This is a genomic window from Rhodanobacter fulvus Jip2 (assembly GCF_000264315.1).
GTDB lineage: Bacteria > Pseudomonadota > Gammaproteobacteria > Xanthomonadales > Rhodanobacteraceae > Rhodanobacter > Rhodanobacter fulvus.
In genome coordinates, this window is the sequence record NZ_AJXU01000007.1 from 63,779 (window position 1) to 78,937 (window position 15,159).

Consider the following 15,159-nt stretch of genomic DNA (forward strand, 5'->3'; position numbering starts at 1 on the left):
GTTTCAGAGCAGAAGCATCGCGACTGAAGTCGCTCCCACCCATCCCCGGAGAATTTTGCTACAGCGCGCGCAGCAGCTCGTTGATGCCGGTCTTGCTGCGGGTTTTCTCGTCCACCTGCTTCACGATGATGGCGGCGTAGAGGCTGTGGCTGCCGTCCTTGGCGGGAAGATTGCCGGCGACCACCACGCTGCCGGCGGGCACGCGGCCGTAGCTGGTTTCGCCGGTGGCGCGGTTGTAGATGCGGGTGGACTGGCCCAGGAACACGCCCATGCCGATCACACTGCCTTTTTCCACCACGAAGCCTTCGACGACTTCGGAGCGGGCGCCGATGAAGCAGTTGTCCTCGATGATGGTGGGGCCGGCCTGCAACGGCTCCAGCACGCCGCCGATGCCGACGCCGCCGGACAGGTGCACGCCCGCGCCGATCTGCGCGCAGGAGCCCACCGTGGCCCAGGTATCGACCATCGTGCCCGCACCCACGTGGGCGCCAATGTTGACGTAGCTGGGCATCAGCACGGCGTCTTTGGCGATGTGCGCGCCGCGGCGCACCAGCGCGCCGGGCACCACGCGGGCGCCCAGGTTCTGCAGTTCGGCGTCATTGCCATGGGCGAAGCGCAGCGGCACCTTGTCGAAGGCCTGCGCCGCGCCACCATCGACGACGTGGTTGCCGTTGATGCGGAAGTACAGCAGCACGGCTTTCTTGAGCCACTGGTTCACCGTCCAGCCGCCCTGGCCATCCGGCTCGGCCACGCGGCGCTCGCCCGATTCGAGCAGGTCGATGACCTGTTCGACGGCGGGGCGCAGCTGGTTTTCGATCTCGGTGGCGGTCAGTTCATTGCGACGCTCGAACGCGTCGTTGATCAGGGTTTCGATGGCTTGCATGGGCTGGGGTTCGCTCGCGTATCTGGATGGCTAAACGCGCGGCCTGTCCACGGCCGCGCGATCGGACTGCCAAGGTTACAGGAACTCAGTCTTTGGACGGCCCGATGCGTTCCAGCAACGCGTGCAGCAGGCGGTCGCGCAGCGCCGGGCCGAGTGGTGCGTTGTGGCGGTCGCTGAGCAGGAAGAAGTCCTCGACGCGCTCGCCGAAGGTAGCGATGCGCGCGTCATGCACCCGCGCGCCGGCATCCAGGATCACCTGCGCCACCGCCGCCAGCAGGCCGGGACGGTCGGTGCCGACCAGCGCCAGCTGGGTACGGTCGCCCGCATCGTCGAAGCTGATCTTTGGCGCCGTCTGGAAGTGCCGCTGATGGCGCGACATACTGCGCTTGCTGGGCTGCACGCCGGTCGACAGGGTCAACGCACGTTGCAGGCGCTGCTGCAGCTCCTCGGCGCGCACGGTGTTGGCCGGCTGCTGGCTGTCCGCCTCCAGCAACAGGAAGGTATCCATCGCCATGCCCTTGGGCGAGCTGAGGATGCGCGCTTCCATCACCGAGAAACGCAGCCGGTCGAGCATCGCGGTGACGGAAGCGAACAGGCCGTCGCGGTCGGGCGTGCAGACGAACAATTCGGTACTGCCGCGCACCGACATCGGGTGCACGGCCACCAGCGGCATCACGCCGCCGGCACGCAGGATGGCCGCCGTCTGCCACGCGATCTGCTCGGGCCGGTGGCGCAGGAAGCTGAGCTGCGGGAAGTCCGCCCAGATGCGTTCCACGTCCGCTTCGGCCACGCCCTGGTCCATCAGCAGCGCCAGCGCATACTCCGCGCATTCCTGCACCCGTTCGCCGGCATCGCGCGGCAGGTCCACGTCGCGGCTCATGGCGTAGCGGGTGGCATGGTAGAGGTCGGCCAGCAGGCGATCCTTCCATGCGTTCCACAGCCGCGGGCTGGTGCCGATCACGTCGGCCACGGTGAGCAGGTACAACTGGCCCAGCCGTTCGCGGTTCTCCACCTTTTCGGCAAAACGCTGCACCACGTCGGGGTCGGTAATGTCCTGTCGCTGGGCGGTGGTGCTCATCAGCAGATGCCAGCGCACCAGCCAGGCCACGCGTTCGACGTCGCCGCGCGAAAGTCCCAGCCGCGTGCAGAAGGCGCGCGCCTCTTCCTCGCCCAATACCGAATGATCGCCGCCGCGACCCTTGGCGATGTCGTGCAGCAGCGCGGACAGCAACATGATTTCCGGCTTGGGCATGTCGGCCCAGATCTCGCAGCCCAGCGCGAAATCACGCTTCGCGGCGGGGTCGGCGAAGCGCGCCATGTTGCGCAGCACGCGCAGCGTGTGCTCGTCGACGGTGTAGACGTGGAACAGGTCGTACTGCATGCGGCCGAAGACCTTGCCGAACGCGGGCAGGATCGCCGCCAGCAGGCCGTGCCGGTTCATCCGCCACAGCGCGTCCACCGCCGGCGCGCCCCGGCGCAGCAGACGCAGGAACGCGGCCAGCGCGTCGGGATCGGTGGCGAGCATCGCTTCGTGCACGGCGGTGGCGCGGTGGATGCGGCGCATGCTGTCGGCGCTGAAACCGACCACGCCGGGCAGATCCAGCCGCGCGATGAAAATCTCGATCAGGGCCGCCGGCCGACGCATGAAAAGCTCGGGATCGCGCGCCGCCAGGCGCCGGCCATAACGCACGAAGTCCGCACCGACGGGTTCTTCGTCGCCGGCCGGCTCCAGCATTTCCACGAAACGTTCGGCCACCTGCACCCCCAGCCGCTCCACCTGGCTGGCGGCGCGGTAGTAGCCCTGCATGAATTGCTCCACGCCCAGGTTTTTCTCGTGCTCGTCCTCGAACCCCAATCGCGCCGCCAGCGCGCGCTGGTAGTCGAACAGCAGCCGTTCCTCGGGCCGCCCCGCTTCCAGATGCAGCGCGTAGCGGTAGCGACGCAGCGTGGTCTCCGCCTCGCACAGGCTGGTGCGCTCGGCCGGATCGAGCAGACCTTCGACCTGCATGTCCTCGAACCCGCCCGCATGCACCAGCCGGCGGCCCAGCCAGCGCAGCGAATCGAGCGTGCGCAGGCCGCCGGGGCCGTCCTTGATGTTGGGCTCCAGGTTGTAGGCGGTGTCGTCGTAGCGCGCATGGCGGGCGTCGCGCTCGGCCAGGCGCGCGGCCAGGTAATCCGCCGGGGGCCACAACTGCGGGTCGTCGATGATGGTGCGCAGCGTGGCGTCGAAGGCGGGGTCACCCACCAGCCTTCGCGCATCCAGCAGGCTGGTGAATACCGTGGCATCGCTCGACGCCAGCTCGCGGCATTGCGACAGCTCGCGCACGGCGTGGCCCACTTTCAGGCCGATGTCCCACAGCGTGGCGAAGAACTGCTCCAGCGCGCGCAGCCGCGCTGGCGAGGGTGCGTCGACCAGCGCCAGCAGGTCCACATCCGAATACGGAAACAGCAAGCCGCGGCCGTAGCCGCCCACGGCGAACAGCGCCGCGTTGTCGACCTCGCCCAGGCAGGCCGTCCATACGTGGGCCACCATGCGATCCACCGATTCGCTGCGCCGGCGCGCCAGCACGCTGGCGTCGGCACCGTCGCGGAAAGCCACCGTGAGGCCGCGATCCACATCGCCCAGCAACTGCCGCAAGGCACGGCGGGCATCGCTGGAAACGCCCGAGCGCGGCACCGCCACGGGCAGGCGCGGCAACGGGGGAAGCACAACACTCATCGGCGGGATCCGGGGCGACGGAGAAAGGTCACCAGTCTGCCACGCTACATCGGGCACAAGTGCAGCAGGCTGGCGACACCCGCTCTTCCGAATCCCGATTCCCTATTCCCGAATCCCGAATCCCGGCTACTCAGGCATCGGGCCAGGGCGTGAGGATCTCGAAGCCGTCGTCGGTGACGGCGATGGTGTGTTCCCACTGCGCCGACAGGGAATGATCCTTGGTCACCACGGTCCAGCCGTCCGGCAGCTGGCGGGTCTGCGCCTTGCCGGCGTTGATCATCGGCTCGATGGTGAAGGTCATGCCCTTCTTCAATTCCACGCCCGTGCCCGCCTTGCCGTAATGCAGCACCTGCGGTTCGTCGTGGTAGATCTTGCCGATGCCATGGCCGCAATACTCCTTGACCACGCTGAAGCCGGCACCCTCGGCGTGCTGCTGGATGGCGTGCCCCACGTCGCCCAGGGTGGCGCCCGGGCGCACCACGCGGATGCCGCACATCATCGATTCGAACGCCGTGTCGACCAGCCGCCTGGCCAGCACCGACGGCGTGCCGGCGATGTACATGCGGCTGGTGTCGCCGTGCCAGCCATCCTTGATCACGGTGACGTCGAGATTGATGATGTCGCCGTCCTTGAGAATCTTGCCCTCGTTCGGAATGCCATGGCAGATCACGTGGTTGACCGAGGTGCACAGCGTCTTGGGAAACCCGTGATAACCCACGTTGGCGGGAATCGCCTTCTGCACGTTGACGATGTGCTCGTAGGCGAGCCGGTCCAGTTCCTCGGTGCTGACGCCCGGCTTGACGTGCTCGACCAGCATCGCCAGCACTTCGGCGGCCAGCTTGCCGGCGACACGCATGCCTTCGAGGTCTTCGGGGGATTTCAGGGTGATGGCCATGGTTTCCACTTCAATCTGTGGCGACGAAGCCCTCGGGAACCCGGTGACTTGTCGCCATGCCGGCGCACCGGCTACAATTTCGGAGTTTTGCTGATCTGACGTAGCTGTTTTGGCAGCTGCCCAGCGCAAAGCGAACCGGGATTGTAACCCTCAGCGGTACAACACCCAAACCAACGCCACACACGTATCGGCACCGTCTTCGGGGTGCTGCGCCCTGCCCACTCACAAACCGGGCAGTCGCGGTCGAAGTCGGGGATGCGTGGAGGTCCCAACCCCAGGTTCCCTTCAAGGGAGCCGCCAATCGGAGTAATACCCCATGGCACAAGTCACCATGCGCCAGATGCTCGAAGCCGGCGTCCATTTCGGTCACCAGACCCGTTACTGGAACCCCAAGATGGCCCCGTACATCTTCGGCGCCCGCGGCAAGATCCACATCATCAACCTCGAAAAGACCCTGCCGCTGTTCACCGACGCGATGAACTTCCTGTCGGGCCTGGCGCAGAAGCGCGGCACCATCCTGTTCGTCGGCACCAAGCGTTCCGCCCGCGAGCCGTTGGCCGAAGAGGCTGCCCGCGCCGGCATGCCGTTCGTCACCTCGCGCTGGCTCGGCGGCATGCTGACCAACTTCCGCACCGTGAAGCAGTCCGTTTCGCGCCTGAAGGAGCTGGAAGCAGCCGAGACCGACGGTTCGTTCGACAAGCTGGTCAAGCACGAAGTGCTGGCCCGTCGTCGCGAGCGCGAGAAGCTGCAGGCTTCGCTGGGCGGCATCAAGGACATGAACCGCCTGCCCGACGCGCTGTTCGTGATCGACATCGGCCACGAAGACATCGCCGTGCAGGAAGCCAAGAAGCTGGGCATCCCGGTGATCGCCGTGGTCGACACCAACTACAACCCGGACCTGGTCGACTACGCCATCCCGGGCAATGACGACGCCATCCGCGCGATCCAGCTGTACGCCCGCGCCGCTGCCGACTCCATCCTGGAAGGCAAGGCCGCCGCGCCGGCCGCCGCCCAGGGCGACGGCAACGACTTCGTCGAACTGGACGAGGAAGGCAACCCGGTGGCCAAGGTCGACCGCCCGCGCCGCGAGGCGGCCCCGCGCAAGTCCGCGCCGCGCCGTGATGGTGGCCGTGGTTCGCGCGATGGCGCCCCTGCCGCCAGGTAAGCGCGACGACGGCGGCTCGTCCCGCCGCTGCATCCGCCGCACGCGATAACCGCGCCGGGGCCTGCGTGCCCCGGCGCTTTCAAGCATTAGAGGACAACCCATGAGCACTATCTCCGCACAACTGGTCAAGGAGCTGCGCGAGCGGTCCGGCGCCGGCATGATGGAATGCAAGAAGGCCCTGGTCGAGAACAACGGCGACATCGAAACCGCGATGGAATGGCTGCGCAAGTCCGGCCTGGCCAAGGCCGACAAGAAGGCCAGCCGCATCGCCGCCGAAGGCCGCATCGTGGCCGCCCAGACCACCGGCAAGGCCGTGCTGGTCGAAGTGAATTGCGAAACCGATTTCGTTGGCAAGGACGCGAGCTTCCTGAAGTTCAGCGACGCCGTAGCCGACGTGGCGCTGAACTCCAACGCCGCCGACATCGACGCGCTGAAGGCTGCCGCCTATCCGGGCGGCGGCACGGTCGAAGATGCCGCCAAGACCCTGATCGCCACCATCGGCGAGAAGATCGACGTGCGCCGCCTGGCGCGCGTCGAGAACGACGGCACGATCGGCAGCTACATCCACGGCGGCCGCATCGGCGTGCTGGTGGCGCTCAAGGGCGGTTCCGAGGAACTGGCCAAGGGCATCGCCATGCATGTGGCGGCGATGAATCCTGCCTATGTTCGCGCCGATGACGTCCCGGCCGATTTCCTGGCCAAGGAAAAGGACATCGCGCTGAGCCAGATGTCCGACAAGGAAAAGGCCAAGCCGGCCGAAATCCTGGAAAAGATCGTGGCCGGCAAGGTCAACAAGATCATCTCCGAGGTCACCCTGCTGGGCCAGCCGTACGTGCTGGACACCAACGTGACCGTCGCCGACGCGCTGAAGAAGGAAGGCGCCGACGTGATCTCCGTTGCCCGCCTGGCGGTCGGCGAAGGCATCGAGAAGGCGACCGAGGATTTTGCTGCTGAAGTGATGAAGCAGGCCGGTCTGGCGTAATCGCCGGCCCTAACTGCTGAAAGCAAAAAGGCCGCGGGAAACCGCGGCCTTTTTCGTTGGCGAGAAGCTCTGCTCCTCCCCTGCTTGCCCCAAAGGACTTCCTTCGGTCGCAGGGAGTCCTTCAGGTGAGGGGATAAAGCTTTGGGCTTACCCGATCAAGAGCACCACCCCCCAACCCTCCCCTGCTGCGCAGGGGAGGGAGAAAGCGGGCGGTTCACCTTCATTCCCCGACGCTCATTCTTCGCGCCGCACGACCGGCTCTCCGCTACAATGTGCCGGTTTACCCCACACAATCCGGAGTCCCCATGAGCAACCCGCACAAGTACCACCGCATCTTGCTCAAGCTCTCCGGCGAGGCATTGATGGGCGAGGCCGATTACGGCATCGATCCGAAGGTGATCGGCCGCCTGGCCGACGAGATCATCGAGGTGCAGCGCGCCGGCATCCAGATCGGCGTGGTGATCGGCGGCGGCAACATCTTTCGCGGCGCGGGCCTTGCCGCGGCGGGCATGGACCGCGTCACCGGCGACCACATGGGCATGCTGGCCACGGTGATGAACGCGTTGGCGATGCAGGATGCGATCGAGAAGCGCGGCGGTTTCGCCCGCGTCACCAGCGCCATCCAGATCCACGACGTGGCCGAGGATTACATCCGCCGCCGCGCCATCCGCCACATCGAGAAGGGCCGCATCGTGCTATTCGCCGCCGGCACCGGCAACCCGTTCTTCACCACCGACTCGGCCGCCGCCTTGCGTGCGGTGGAAATCGGTGCCGACCTGCTGCTCAAGGCCACCAAGGTCGACGGCGTCTACACCGCCGACCCGGCCAAGCACAGCGACGCCGTGCGCTACGAGCAGTTGGGCTACGACAAGGTGATCGAGCACAAGCTCGAAGTGATGGACACCGCCGCCATCGCACTGTGCCGCGACCAGCAGATGCCGCTGCGCATCTACGACATGACCGTGCCGGGCAACCTGATGCGGATCATGCGCGGCGAAGCGATCGGCACCCTGGTTTGCGGCGATTGAGGCCGGCAACGCCGCCGGCTGGCTTGACCCGGCTGCTATAATCGTCCGCTTGCCAGAGCTCTTCGGGAAACGCCACATGCTCAATGACATCAAGAACGATGCCCAGACCCGCATGGGCAAAAGCATCGACTCCCTCAAGCACGATCTGTTGCGCCTGCGCACCGGTCGCGCCAGCACCGCGCTGGTCGACGGCATCAAGGTGCCGTACTACGGCTCCGACATGCCGCTGACCCAGGTCGCGTCGGTCAGCCTGGCCGACGCACGCACCATCGTGATCACGCCATGGGAAAAGCAGATGGTGGCACCGGTCGAGAAGGCCTTGATGGCCTCCGACCTGGGCATTACGCCGACCACCGCCGGCACCGTGATCCGCCTCAACATGCCCGCGCTCACCGAAGAGCGCCGCCGCGATCTGGCCAAGATGGTCGGCCATGAAGGCGAAAACGCCAAGATCGCCATCCGCAACGTGCGCCGCGACGCCTTGCAGCAAGTCAAGGACCTGCTCAAGGAAAAGCTGATCACCGAAGACGACGACCGCCGCGTGGACGACGAGATCCAGAAGCTCACCGACAAGGCCGTCAAGGACGTCGACGCCGTGGTGAAAGCCAAGGAAGACGAGCTGATGGCGATTTGACGATGAGTCCGTCGGCTGCCGCCGCTGTAACCCGGCACGCGCGGCCGGCCGCATGACCGGCGTGCCAGCGGCGGCAGTGCCGCGCCACATCGCGATCGTGATGGACGGCAACGGCCGCTGGGCCAAGGCCCGTCACCAGCCGCGCAGCTTCGGCCACAACGCCGGCCGCAAGGCGGTGCGCGAAGCAGTGGAATCGTGCCTGCGCGAAGGTGTTCAGGCGCTGACCCTGTTCGCGTTTTCCAGCGAGAACTGGCAGCGACCGCAGGATGAAGTCGGTGCGCTGATGAACCTGTTCGTGCGCGCGCTGGACAAGGAAGTGGACGAATTGCACGGCTACGGCGTGCGGCTGCGCTTCGTCGGCGACCTGTCCGCGTTCGACGAACCGCTGCGCCGGCGCATGCAGTCGGCGATGGCGCGCACCGCCGATAACGACAAGCTGCAATTGAACGTCGCGGTGAACTATGGTGGCCGCTGGGACATCGTCCAGGCCAGCCGCCAGGCCGCCACCGCCGTGGCGCGGGGTGAGCTGCAACCGGATCAGATCGATGAGGCGCGCCTGGGCCAATGGATGAGCCTGGCCGATGCGCCGCCGCTGGATCTGTTCATCCGCACCGGTGGCGAAACCCGCATCAGCAACTTCCTGCTGTGGCAGGCGGCCTACGCCGAGTTCTATTTCACCGATACCCTGTGGCCCGATTTCGACCAGGCTTGCCTGCGCGGGGCCATCGAAGATTACGCTCGCCGCGAACGCCGCTACGGCCGCACCGGCGAGCAGGTCGCCGCCACCACTGTCCAGGTATCCTGATGCTGCTCCAGCGCGTCCTCACCGCCCTGATACTCGCCCCCCTGGCGATCGCGATCGTCCTGTGGCCGCCCACGGCGATCTTCGCGCTGCTTTGCGCCGTGGCGTTTCTCGCCGCGTGGTGGGAGTGGGCGCAACTGTCCGGCCTGAAGAACCGCGCCGCATCCATCGTGCTGCTGCTGGCGGCGGTCGTCGTGTTCGGCTTGCTGTGGTGGGGCCATGCCGCCGTGGAGATACCGGTGGTGCTGCTGGGCGTGGCCTGGTGGGTGGTGGCCTGCCTGTGGCTGCGCCATTTCGCGTTTGCCGCGGCGCCCACCAGTGAAAACCGCGCACTGAAACTGATGGCCGGCGCGCTGATCATCTTTCCCGCATGGATCGCGCTGGTGGCGATCCATGATCGCGAACCGCACGGCCACTGGTGGACGCTGCTGGCCCTGCTGATCGTGTGGAGCGCGGACATCGGCGCGTATTTCAGCGGTCGCACCTTCGGCAAGCGCAAGCTGGCGCCGCAGGTCAGCCCGGGCAAGACCTGGGCGGGTGCCTACGGCGCACTGGTGGCCGGCACGCTGGTCGCGGTGATTGGTGGCTGGCTGCTGGATGTGCGCGGGACTTCGCTGGTTGGCCTGGCCGTACTGGCGTGCCTGACCGTCGCCGCATCCATCGTCGGCGACCTGATCGAAAGCCTGATGAAGCGGCACGCCAAAGTGAAGGATTCGGGCACCATCTTCCCCGGCCACGGCGGCCTGCTGGATCGCCTGGACAGCGTCTTCGCCGCCTTGCCGGTGTTTGCCGCCGGCCTGTGGCTGCTGGGCCTCTGAAGTGACGGGTCGTCAGGCATGAAGAAGGTCGCTGTACTTGGCGCCACCGGTTCCATCGGCGGCAATACGCTGGATGTCATCGCGCGCCACCCGCAACGCTTCCGCGCCACCGTCCTGACCGCCAACCGGCAAGTCGCCGCGCTGGCCGAATTGTGTGTGCGCCACCGGCCGGAACTGGCGGTGATCGCCGACCCTGCGCTGGAAGGGGAACTGTCGCGGCGCCTGGCCGCGGCCGGCGTGCGCTGCGACGTGGCCAGCGGCCATCAGGCGATCACCGATGCGGCTGCCGGCACCCTCTGCGACACCGTGGTGGCCGCGATCGTGGGTGCCGCCGGGCTCGATTCCACGCTGGCCGCGGCGCAGGCGGGCAAGCACCTGCTGCTGGCCAACAAGGAATCGATCGTGATGGCCGGCGCGCTGCTGCTGGAAGCGGTGCGCGTGGGTGGCGGTGCGCTGGTGCCGGTCGATTCCGAGCACAACGCGGTGTTCCAGTGCCTGCCCGGCGGGCGCCCCGAGCTGACCCGCAGCGGCGTGCGCCGGCTGATCCTCACCGCCTCCGGCGGCCCGTTCCGCGGCCGCACCCGCGCCGAACTGGCCGGCATCACCCCCGATCAGGCCTGCAAGCATCCGAACTGGGTGATGGGCCGCAAGATTTCCGTCGACTCCGCCACCCTGATGAACAAGGGGCTGGAGGTGATCGAGGCGCATCACCTGTTTGGCGCACCCGCCGATGCCATCGACGTGCTGGTGCATCCGCAGAGCCTGGTGCATTCGATGGTGGAATACGTCGACGGCTCGGTGCTGGCCCAGCTCGGCAACCCGGACATGCGTACCGCCATCGCCCACGCGCTGGCCTGGCCCGAGCGGGTGGAATCGGGTGTGCCGTCGCTGGACCTGGCCGCCTGTGCGCCGCTGGCGTTTGAAGCGCCGGACCTGTCGACCTTCCGCTGCCTGGCACTGGCTTATCAGGCCTTGCGTGCCGGCGGCGACAGCCCGGCGATACTCAACGCCGCCAACGAGGTCGCCGTGGAGGCGTTTCTCGCCGGCGCGCTGCCCTTCCTGTCGATCGCCGACGTGGTCGAGAGCGTATTGACGGAACTGCCGGGGCAAGCCGTGGTCGATGTGGGGGCGCTATGTGAACGCGACCGGATCGCCCGTGCCTCGGCCCGTCGCGTTCTGCAGCATGCTTGCTGATATTCTGTAGCCCGCGATTTTCCTCAACTTCGGCACTTGATGACTTCCTTCTTCGGCTCGGTATTCTGGTTGCTGGTCACGCTTGGCGTGCTGGTGACCTTTCACGAATTTGGCCATTACTGGGTCGCGCGCCGCTGTGGCGTCAAGGTGCTGCGTTTTTCGGTGGGTTTTGGCCGCGCGATCTGGAAACGGATCGGCCGCGACGGCACCGAGTACCAGATCGCGGCGATCCCGCTGGGTGGCTACGTGAAGATGCTGGACGCGCGCGAGGGTGAGGTCGACCCCGCCTTGCGCGATCAGGAATTCACCGGCAAATCGGTATGGAAGCGGATCGCCATCGTGGCGGCCGGCCCCGGGTTCAACCTGATTTTCACGATCGTGGCGTTCTGGGCGATGTTCATGCTGGGCAAGCCCGACGTGGCGCCGGTGGTGACCGCCACGCCAAACAGCATGGCCGCCGTGGCCGGCGTGCAGCCGGGCGATCGCATCCTGGCGGTCGATGGCGAGCCGGTGACGACCTGGAGCGATTCCATGGCGGCGGTGGCCAACGCCACGCTGGGCCGCCAACCGCTGCCGCTGACCGTACGCGACGCCGATGGTGCGCAACGCCAGCTGGTGTTGCCGCTGAATCAATTGCCCGCCGGCCAGGACGTGGGCCATTACCTCGACACGCTGGGCCTGAAACTGGCGCCGCCGCCGGCCATCGCCGCCACCGTGATGGCGGGCCAGCCCGCCGCGCTGGCCGGCATGCAGGGTGGTGACCGCATCGTCAGCGTCAACGGCAAGTCAGTAACGGATTTTTCGGCGTTCGGTGAACTGGTGCAGAAGGAGGCGGCGACGTCGCCCACGCTTGCGCTGGTGGTCGACCGGAACGGTCAACGGCTGAAGCTGGATGTCACCACCCGCTTCGAATCGCTGCAGGGCCAGCCGGCGCGCTGGGTGATGGGCGTGGGCTCGCCGGTGACCGAACTGGCCACTCTTCACTACGGCCCGCTGCGGGCGCTGAGTGCTTCGCTGGAAACCACCTGGCGCAACACCACGCAGACGTTCGGCATGCTCGGCAAGATGCTCACCGGCGAGGCATCGACGAAGAATCTTTCCGGCGTGATCGGCATCGCCGAGGTGGCCAATGCATCGGCCAGCATGGGCCTGCCATGGTTCCTGCAATTCCTGGCATTGGTGTCGCTGAGTCTGGCCATTCTCAACCTGCTGCCGATTCCGGTCTTGGACGGCGGCCACCTGCTGTATTACCTTGTCGAGTTGGTCAAAGGCAGTCCGGTCAGCGAACAAGTCATGATCGTCGGTCAGTACATCGGCCTGGCGCTGCTGTTCACCCTGATGGGGCTGGCGTTCTACAACGATATTCACCGCATGCTGCTGTCGTGACGCCAGCGCTTCACAACAAGCTCATGACCGCGGCACGCCACGGTGCGTGGCATCGCGACGGCGGACCTCGCGATGCACCACGGCCACGTGTCAGTACTTTCTCGAAGCGGGATTCGTCCTTAGCTTCACTGTTGATCGAGGTGGCCGCGCAGGCTGCCTCATCCAAATAACCCATCGGAATCGACGATGAAGCGTGTCGCCGCCCTGCTCCTGCTTGCCTCCCTCTCCGCCAACGCGTTTGCGTTCGCCCCCTTCGTGGTGTCGGACATCCGCATCGACGGGCTCAGCCGCATCGCGGCCGGCACGGTCTACAACTACCTGCCGGTGGACAAGGGCGACCGGATGACCAATGCGCAGGCCCAACGGGCCATCCGCGCGTTGTACGACACCAAGTTCTTCACCGACGTGGAATTCAGCCGCGAAGGCGACATCCTGGTGATCAAGGTGGTCGAGCGGCCGTCGATCAGCAAGCTCACCCTGCGCGGCAACAAGGACATCAAGTCCGACGACCTGAAGAAGGGCCTGAAGGAAATCGGCCTGGCCGAAGGCGAGACCTTCGATCGCCTGGCGCTGGACCGGGTCCGGCAGGAACTGATCCACCAGTACTACAACCGGGGCAAGTACAACGTCTCGGTGTTGCCGCACGTCACCAAGCTCGATCGCAACCGGGTGGCGGTGGAAATCGAGATCCGCGAAGGCAAGGTGTCGAAGATCAAGGAAATCAACATCCTCGGCAACCACGCTTTCACCGACAAGGAAATCCGCGACGATTTCGAATCGGGCACCACCAACTGGACGTCGTGGTATTCGAAGAACGACCAGTACTCGCGCGAAAAGCTTTCCGGCGACATGGAAAAGCTGCAGTCCTACTACATGAATCGCGGTTACGCCGACTTTGGCATCGACTCCACCCAGGTCACGATCGCGCCGGACAAACGCACGATGTACGTGGCCGCCGACGTGAAGGAAGGCGAGATCTACAAGGTCACCGCCGTGAAGCTGCTGGGCGACCTGATCCTGCCGGAATCCACCTTGCGCCATCTGGTCATCGTGGCGCCGGGCGACACCTTCAACCGCGCCGCGGTGGAAGCCAGTACCGACGGCATCAAGGCACTGCTGGCCAACCTCGGCTACGCCTTCGCCAAGGTCACCTCGATTCCCAAGCTGGACAAGGAAAAGCGCACCGTCGACCTCACGCTGTACGTCGAGCCGGGCGAGCGCGTGTACGTGCGCCGCGTGGTTTTCCAGGGCAATACCCGCACCGAGGACAGCGTGCTGCGCCGCGAGATGCGCCAGCTCGAAGGGACGTTCTACTCGCAGGCCGCCGTCGACCGCTCCAAGATCCGCCTGCAGCGACTGGGCTATTTCAAGAAGGTCGACATCGACAAGAAGCTGGTTCCCGGCACCCAGGACAAGGTCGACGTGACGGTCAAGGTCGAAGAGCAGTCCGCCGGCAGCATGCAGTTCGGCGTGGGCTATTCGCAGTATTCGGGCATGATCCTGTCGGCCTCGGTATCGCAGAACAACCTGTTCGGCAGCGGCGACAGCTTTGCGATCAGCGGTGAGCGCAGCAGCTATTACACCCGCTTCAACCTCAACTATTACAACCCGTACCTCACCGACAACGGCATCGGTATCGGCTACAACGCCACTTATTCCAAGACCGATTACGGCAATACCGAACTGGCCAACTACGAGACGAGCACCAAGGCGTTCTCCACCTACCTGGGTCTGCCGCTCGGCGAAACCGACAGCTTGCGCCTGGGCCTTGGCATCAGCAGCAACCGCATCGTCACCAGCTTCTACAGCCCACCGCAGTTCGTGGCCTATCAGGACCAGATCGGAAATCGTACCGAGCACGCCTGGACCAGTACGATCGGCTGGAACCACGACACCCGCAACGGTTACTGGGCCCCCACCCGTGGTGGCCTGCTGTCGGCGTCGGTGGATGTCGCCCTGCCCGGTTCGACGGCGAAGTACTGGAAGTTCTTTGCTCAGGCCAACCACTACTGGCCGGTCGGCCTGGGCTTCGTGCTGTACCTCGATGGCCAGGTCGGTTACGGCGAAAGCTATGGCAAGAACGGCATCAGTGACGAGCAGTTCGAAGCGTTGAAAGCCGCCAGCGCGAAGGAAAATCCCAACCATGTCCTGACCGACATGCGTAATGACTTCCCGTTCTGGCAGAACTTCTACTCCGGCGGCGTGCGCGACGTGCGCGGCTTCCAGGACAACACGCTGGGCCCGCGTTCCTGCGTAGGTCCCAGCGCGACGCAGAATGCCAACGGCACCTGCACCGGCGGCTACTACTCCTACGCGCAACCGATCGGCGGTGCGTTCAAGGTGCTCGGCACGGCGCAGGTGTTCATCCCGCTGCCGTTCCTGAAGGACATCAACACGGCCCGCGTGTCCTGGTTCATGGACGTCGGCAATGCGTACAAGGACTACCAGAGCTTCGACGCCAAGATGCTGCGCGCATCGACAGGTTTGTCGCTGCAGTGGCAGGCACCGATCGGTCCGCTGATCATCAGCCTGGCCGTACCGATCCGCTCGCAGAAAGAAGACCATCACTACGAAGAGCGGGTCCAGTTCACCTTCGGGAGCCAGTTCTGATACCGGACCTCCCGCAAACGCTGGAAAGGAGCGCGGCGATGCC

General features: G+C 65.8%; 12 protein-coding genes. 9 read left to right on the plus strand and 3 right to left on the minus strand.

Features of this window, described 5'->3' with window-relative positions; all coding sequences use genetic code 11:
* Positions 1–58: 58 nt before the first annotated feature.
* The 3 genes from dapD to map form a co-directional block, all read right to left on the minus strand.
* Positions 59–883: a 2,3,4,5-tetrahydropyridine-2,6-dicarboxylate N-succinyltransferase gene (gene dapD / locus UU9_RS01455; protein WP_007079932.1), complete on the minus strand. Its 825-nt coding sequence runs from the start codon at positions 881–883 to the stop codon at positions 59–61.
* Between the two features lie 85 nt (positions 884–968).
* A complete protein-coding gene (gene glnD, locus UU9_RS01460; RefSeq protein WP_007079933.1) occupies positions 969–3,602 on the minus strand; it encodes a [protein-PII] uridylyltransferase in 2,634 nt (877 codons plus the stop codon).
* A 130-nt stretch (positions 3,603–3,732) separates the two neighbouring features.
* Positions 3,733–4,497, minus strand: coding sequence for a type I methionyl aminopeptidase (map, locus tag UU9_RS01465; protein WP_007079934.1), 765 nt, complete (start codon positions 4,495–4,497; stop codon positions 3,733–3,735).
* 316 nt (positions 4,498–4,813) lie between these two features.
* On the opposite strand from map, the gene rpsB reads away from it, so the two are divergent.
* From rpsB to bamA, 9 genes are all read left to right on the plus strand, one after another.
* Positions 4,814–5,662 (plus strand): 30S ribosomal protein S2, encoded by an 849-nt coding sequence (gene rpsB, locus UU9_RS01470; RefSeq protein WP_007079935.1) that lies wholly within the window; start codon positions 4,814–4,816, stop codon positions 5,660–5,662.
* Positions 5,663–5,762: 100 nt separating this feature from the next.
* Positions 5,763–6,644: a translation elongation factor Ts gene (gene tsf, locus UU9_RS01475; protein WP_007079936.1), complete on the plus strand. Its 882-nt coding sequence runs from the start codon at positions 5,763–5,765 to the stop codon at positions 6,642–6,644.
* A 305-nt stretch (positions 6,645–6,949) separates the two neighbouring features.
* Positions 6,950–7,672: a UMP kinase gene (pyrH, locus tag UU9_RS01480; protein WP_007079937.1), complete on the plus strand. Its 723-nt coding sequence runs from the start codon at positions 6,950–6,952 to the stop codon at positions 7,670–7,672.
* 76 nt (positions 7,673–7,748) lie between these two features.
* A complete protein-coding gene (gene frr / locus UU9_RS01485; protein ID WP_007079938.1) occupies positions 7,749–8,306 on the plus strand; it encodes a ribosome recycling factor in 558 nt (185 codons plus the stop codon).
* A gap of 52 nt (positions 8,307–8,358) precedes the next feature.
* Positions 8,359–9,111: a polyprenyl diphosphate synthase gene (gene uppS / locus UU9_RS01490; RefSeq protein ID WP_007079939.1), complete on the plus strand. Its 753-nt coding sequence runs from the start codon at positions 8,359–8,361 to the stop codon at positions 9,109–9,111.
* Positions 9,111–9,926 carry a phosphatidate cytidylyltransferase gene (locus UU9_RS01495; RefSeq protein WP_007079940.1) on the plus strand — a complete coding sequence of 272 codons (816 nt, stop codon included), beginning with the start codon at positions 9,111–9,113 and terminating at the stop codon, positions 9,924–9,926. Before uppS ends, UU9_RS01495 begins: the two co-directional genes overlap by 1 nt.
* Before the next feature lie 18 nt (positions 9,927–9,944).
* Complete coding sequence (locus tag UU9_RS01500; protein WP_007079941.1) at positions 9,945–11,120, plus strand: 1-deoxy-D-xylulose-5-phosphate reductoisomerase; 1,176 nt, start codon at positions 9,945–9,947, stop codon at positions 11,118–11,120.
* A gap of 39 nt (positions 11,121–11,159) precedes the next feature.
* The gene (gene rseP / locus UU9_RS01505) at positions 11,160–12,506 is read left to right on the plus strand and encodes an RIP metalloprotease RseP (protein ID WP_007079942.1); all 1,347 of its coding nucleotides are present in this window, start codon (positions 11,160–11,162) and stop codon (positions 12,504–12,506) included.
* A 186-nt stretch (positions 12,507–12,692) separates the two neighbouring features.
* A complete protein-coding gene (bamA, locus tag UU9_RS01510) occupies positions 12,693–15,116 on the plus strand; it encodes an outer membrane protein assembly factor BamA (RefSeq protein WP_007079943.1) in 2,424 nt (807 codons plus the stop codon).
* Positions 15,117–15,159: the final 43 nt, after the last annotated feature.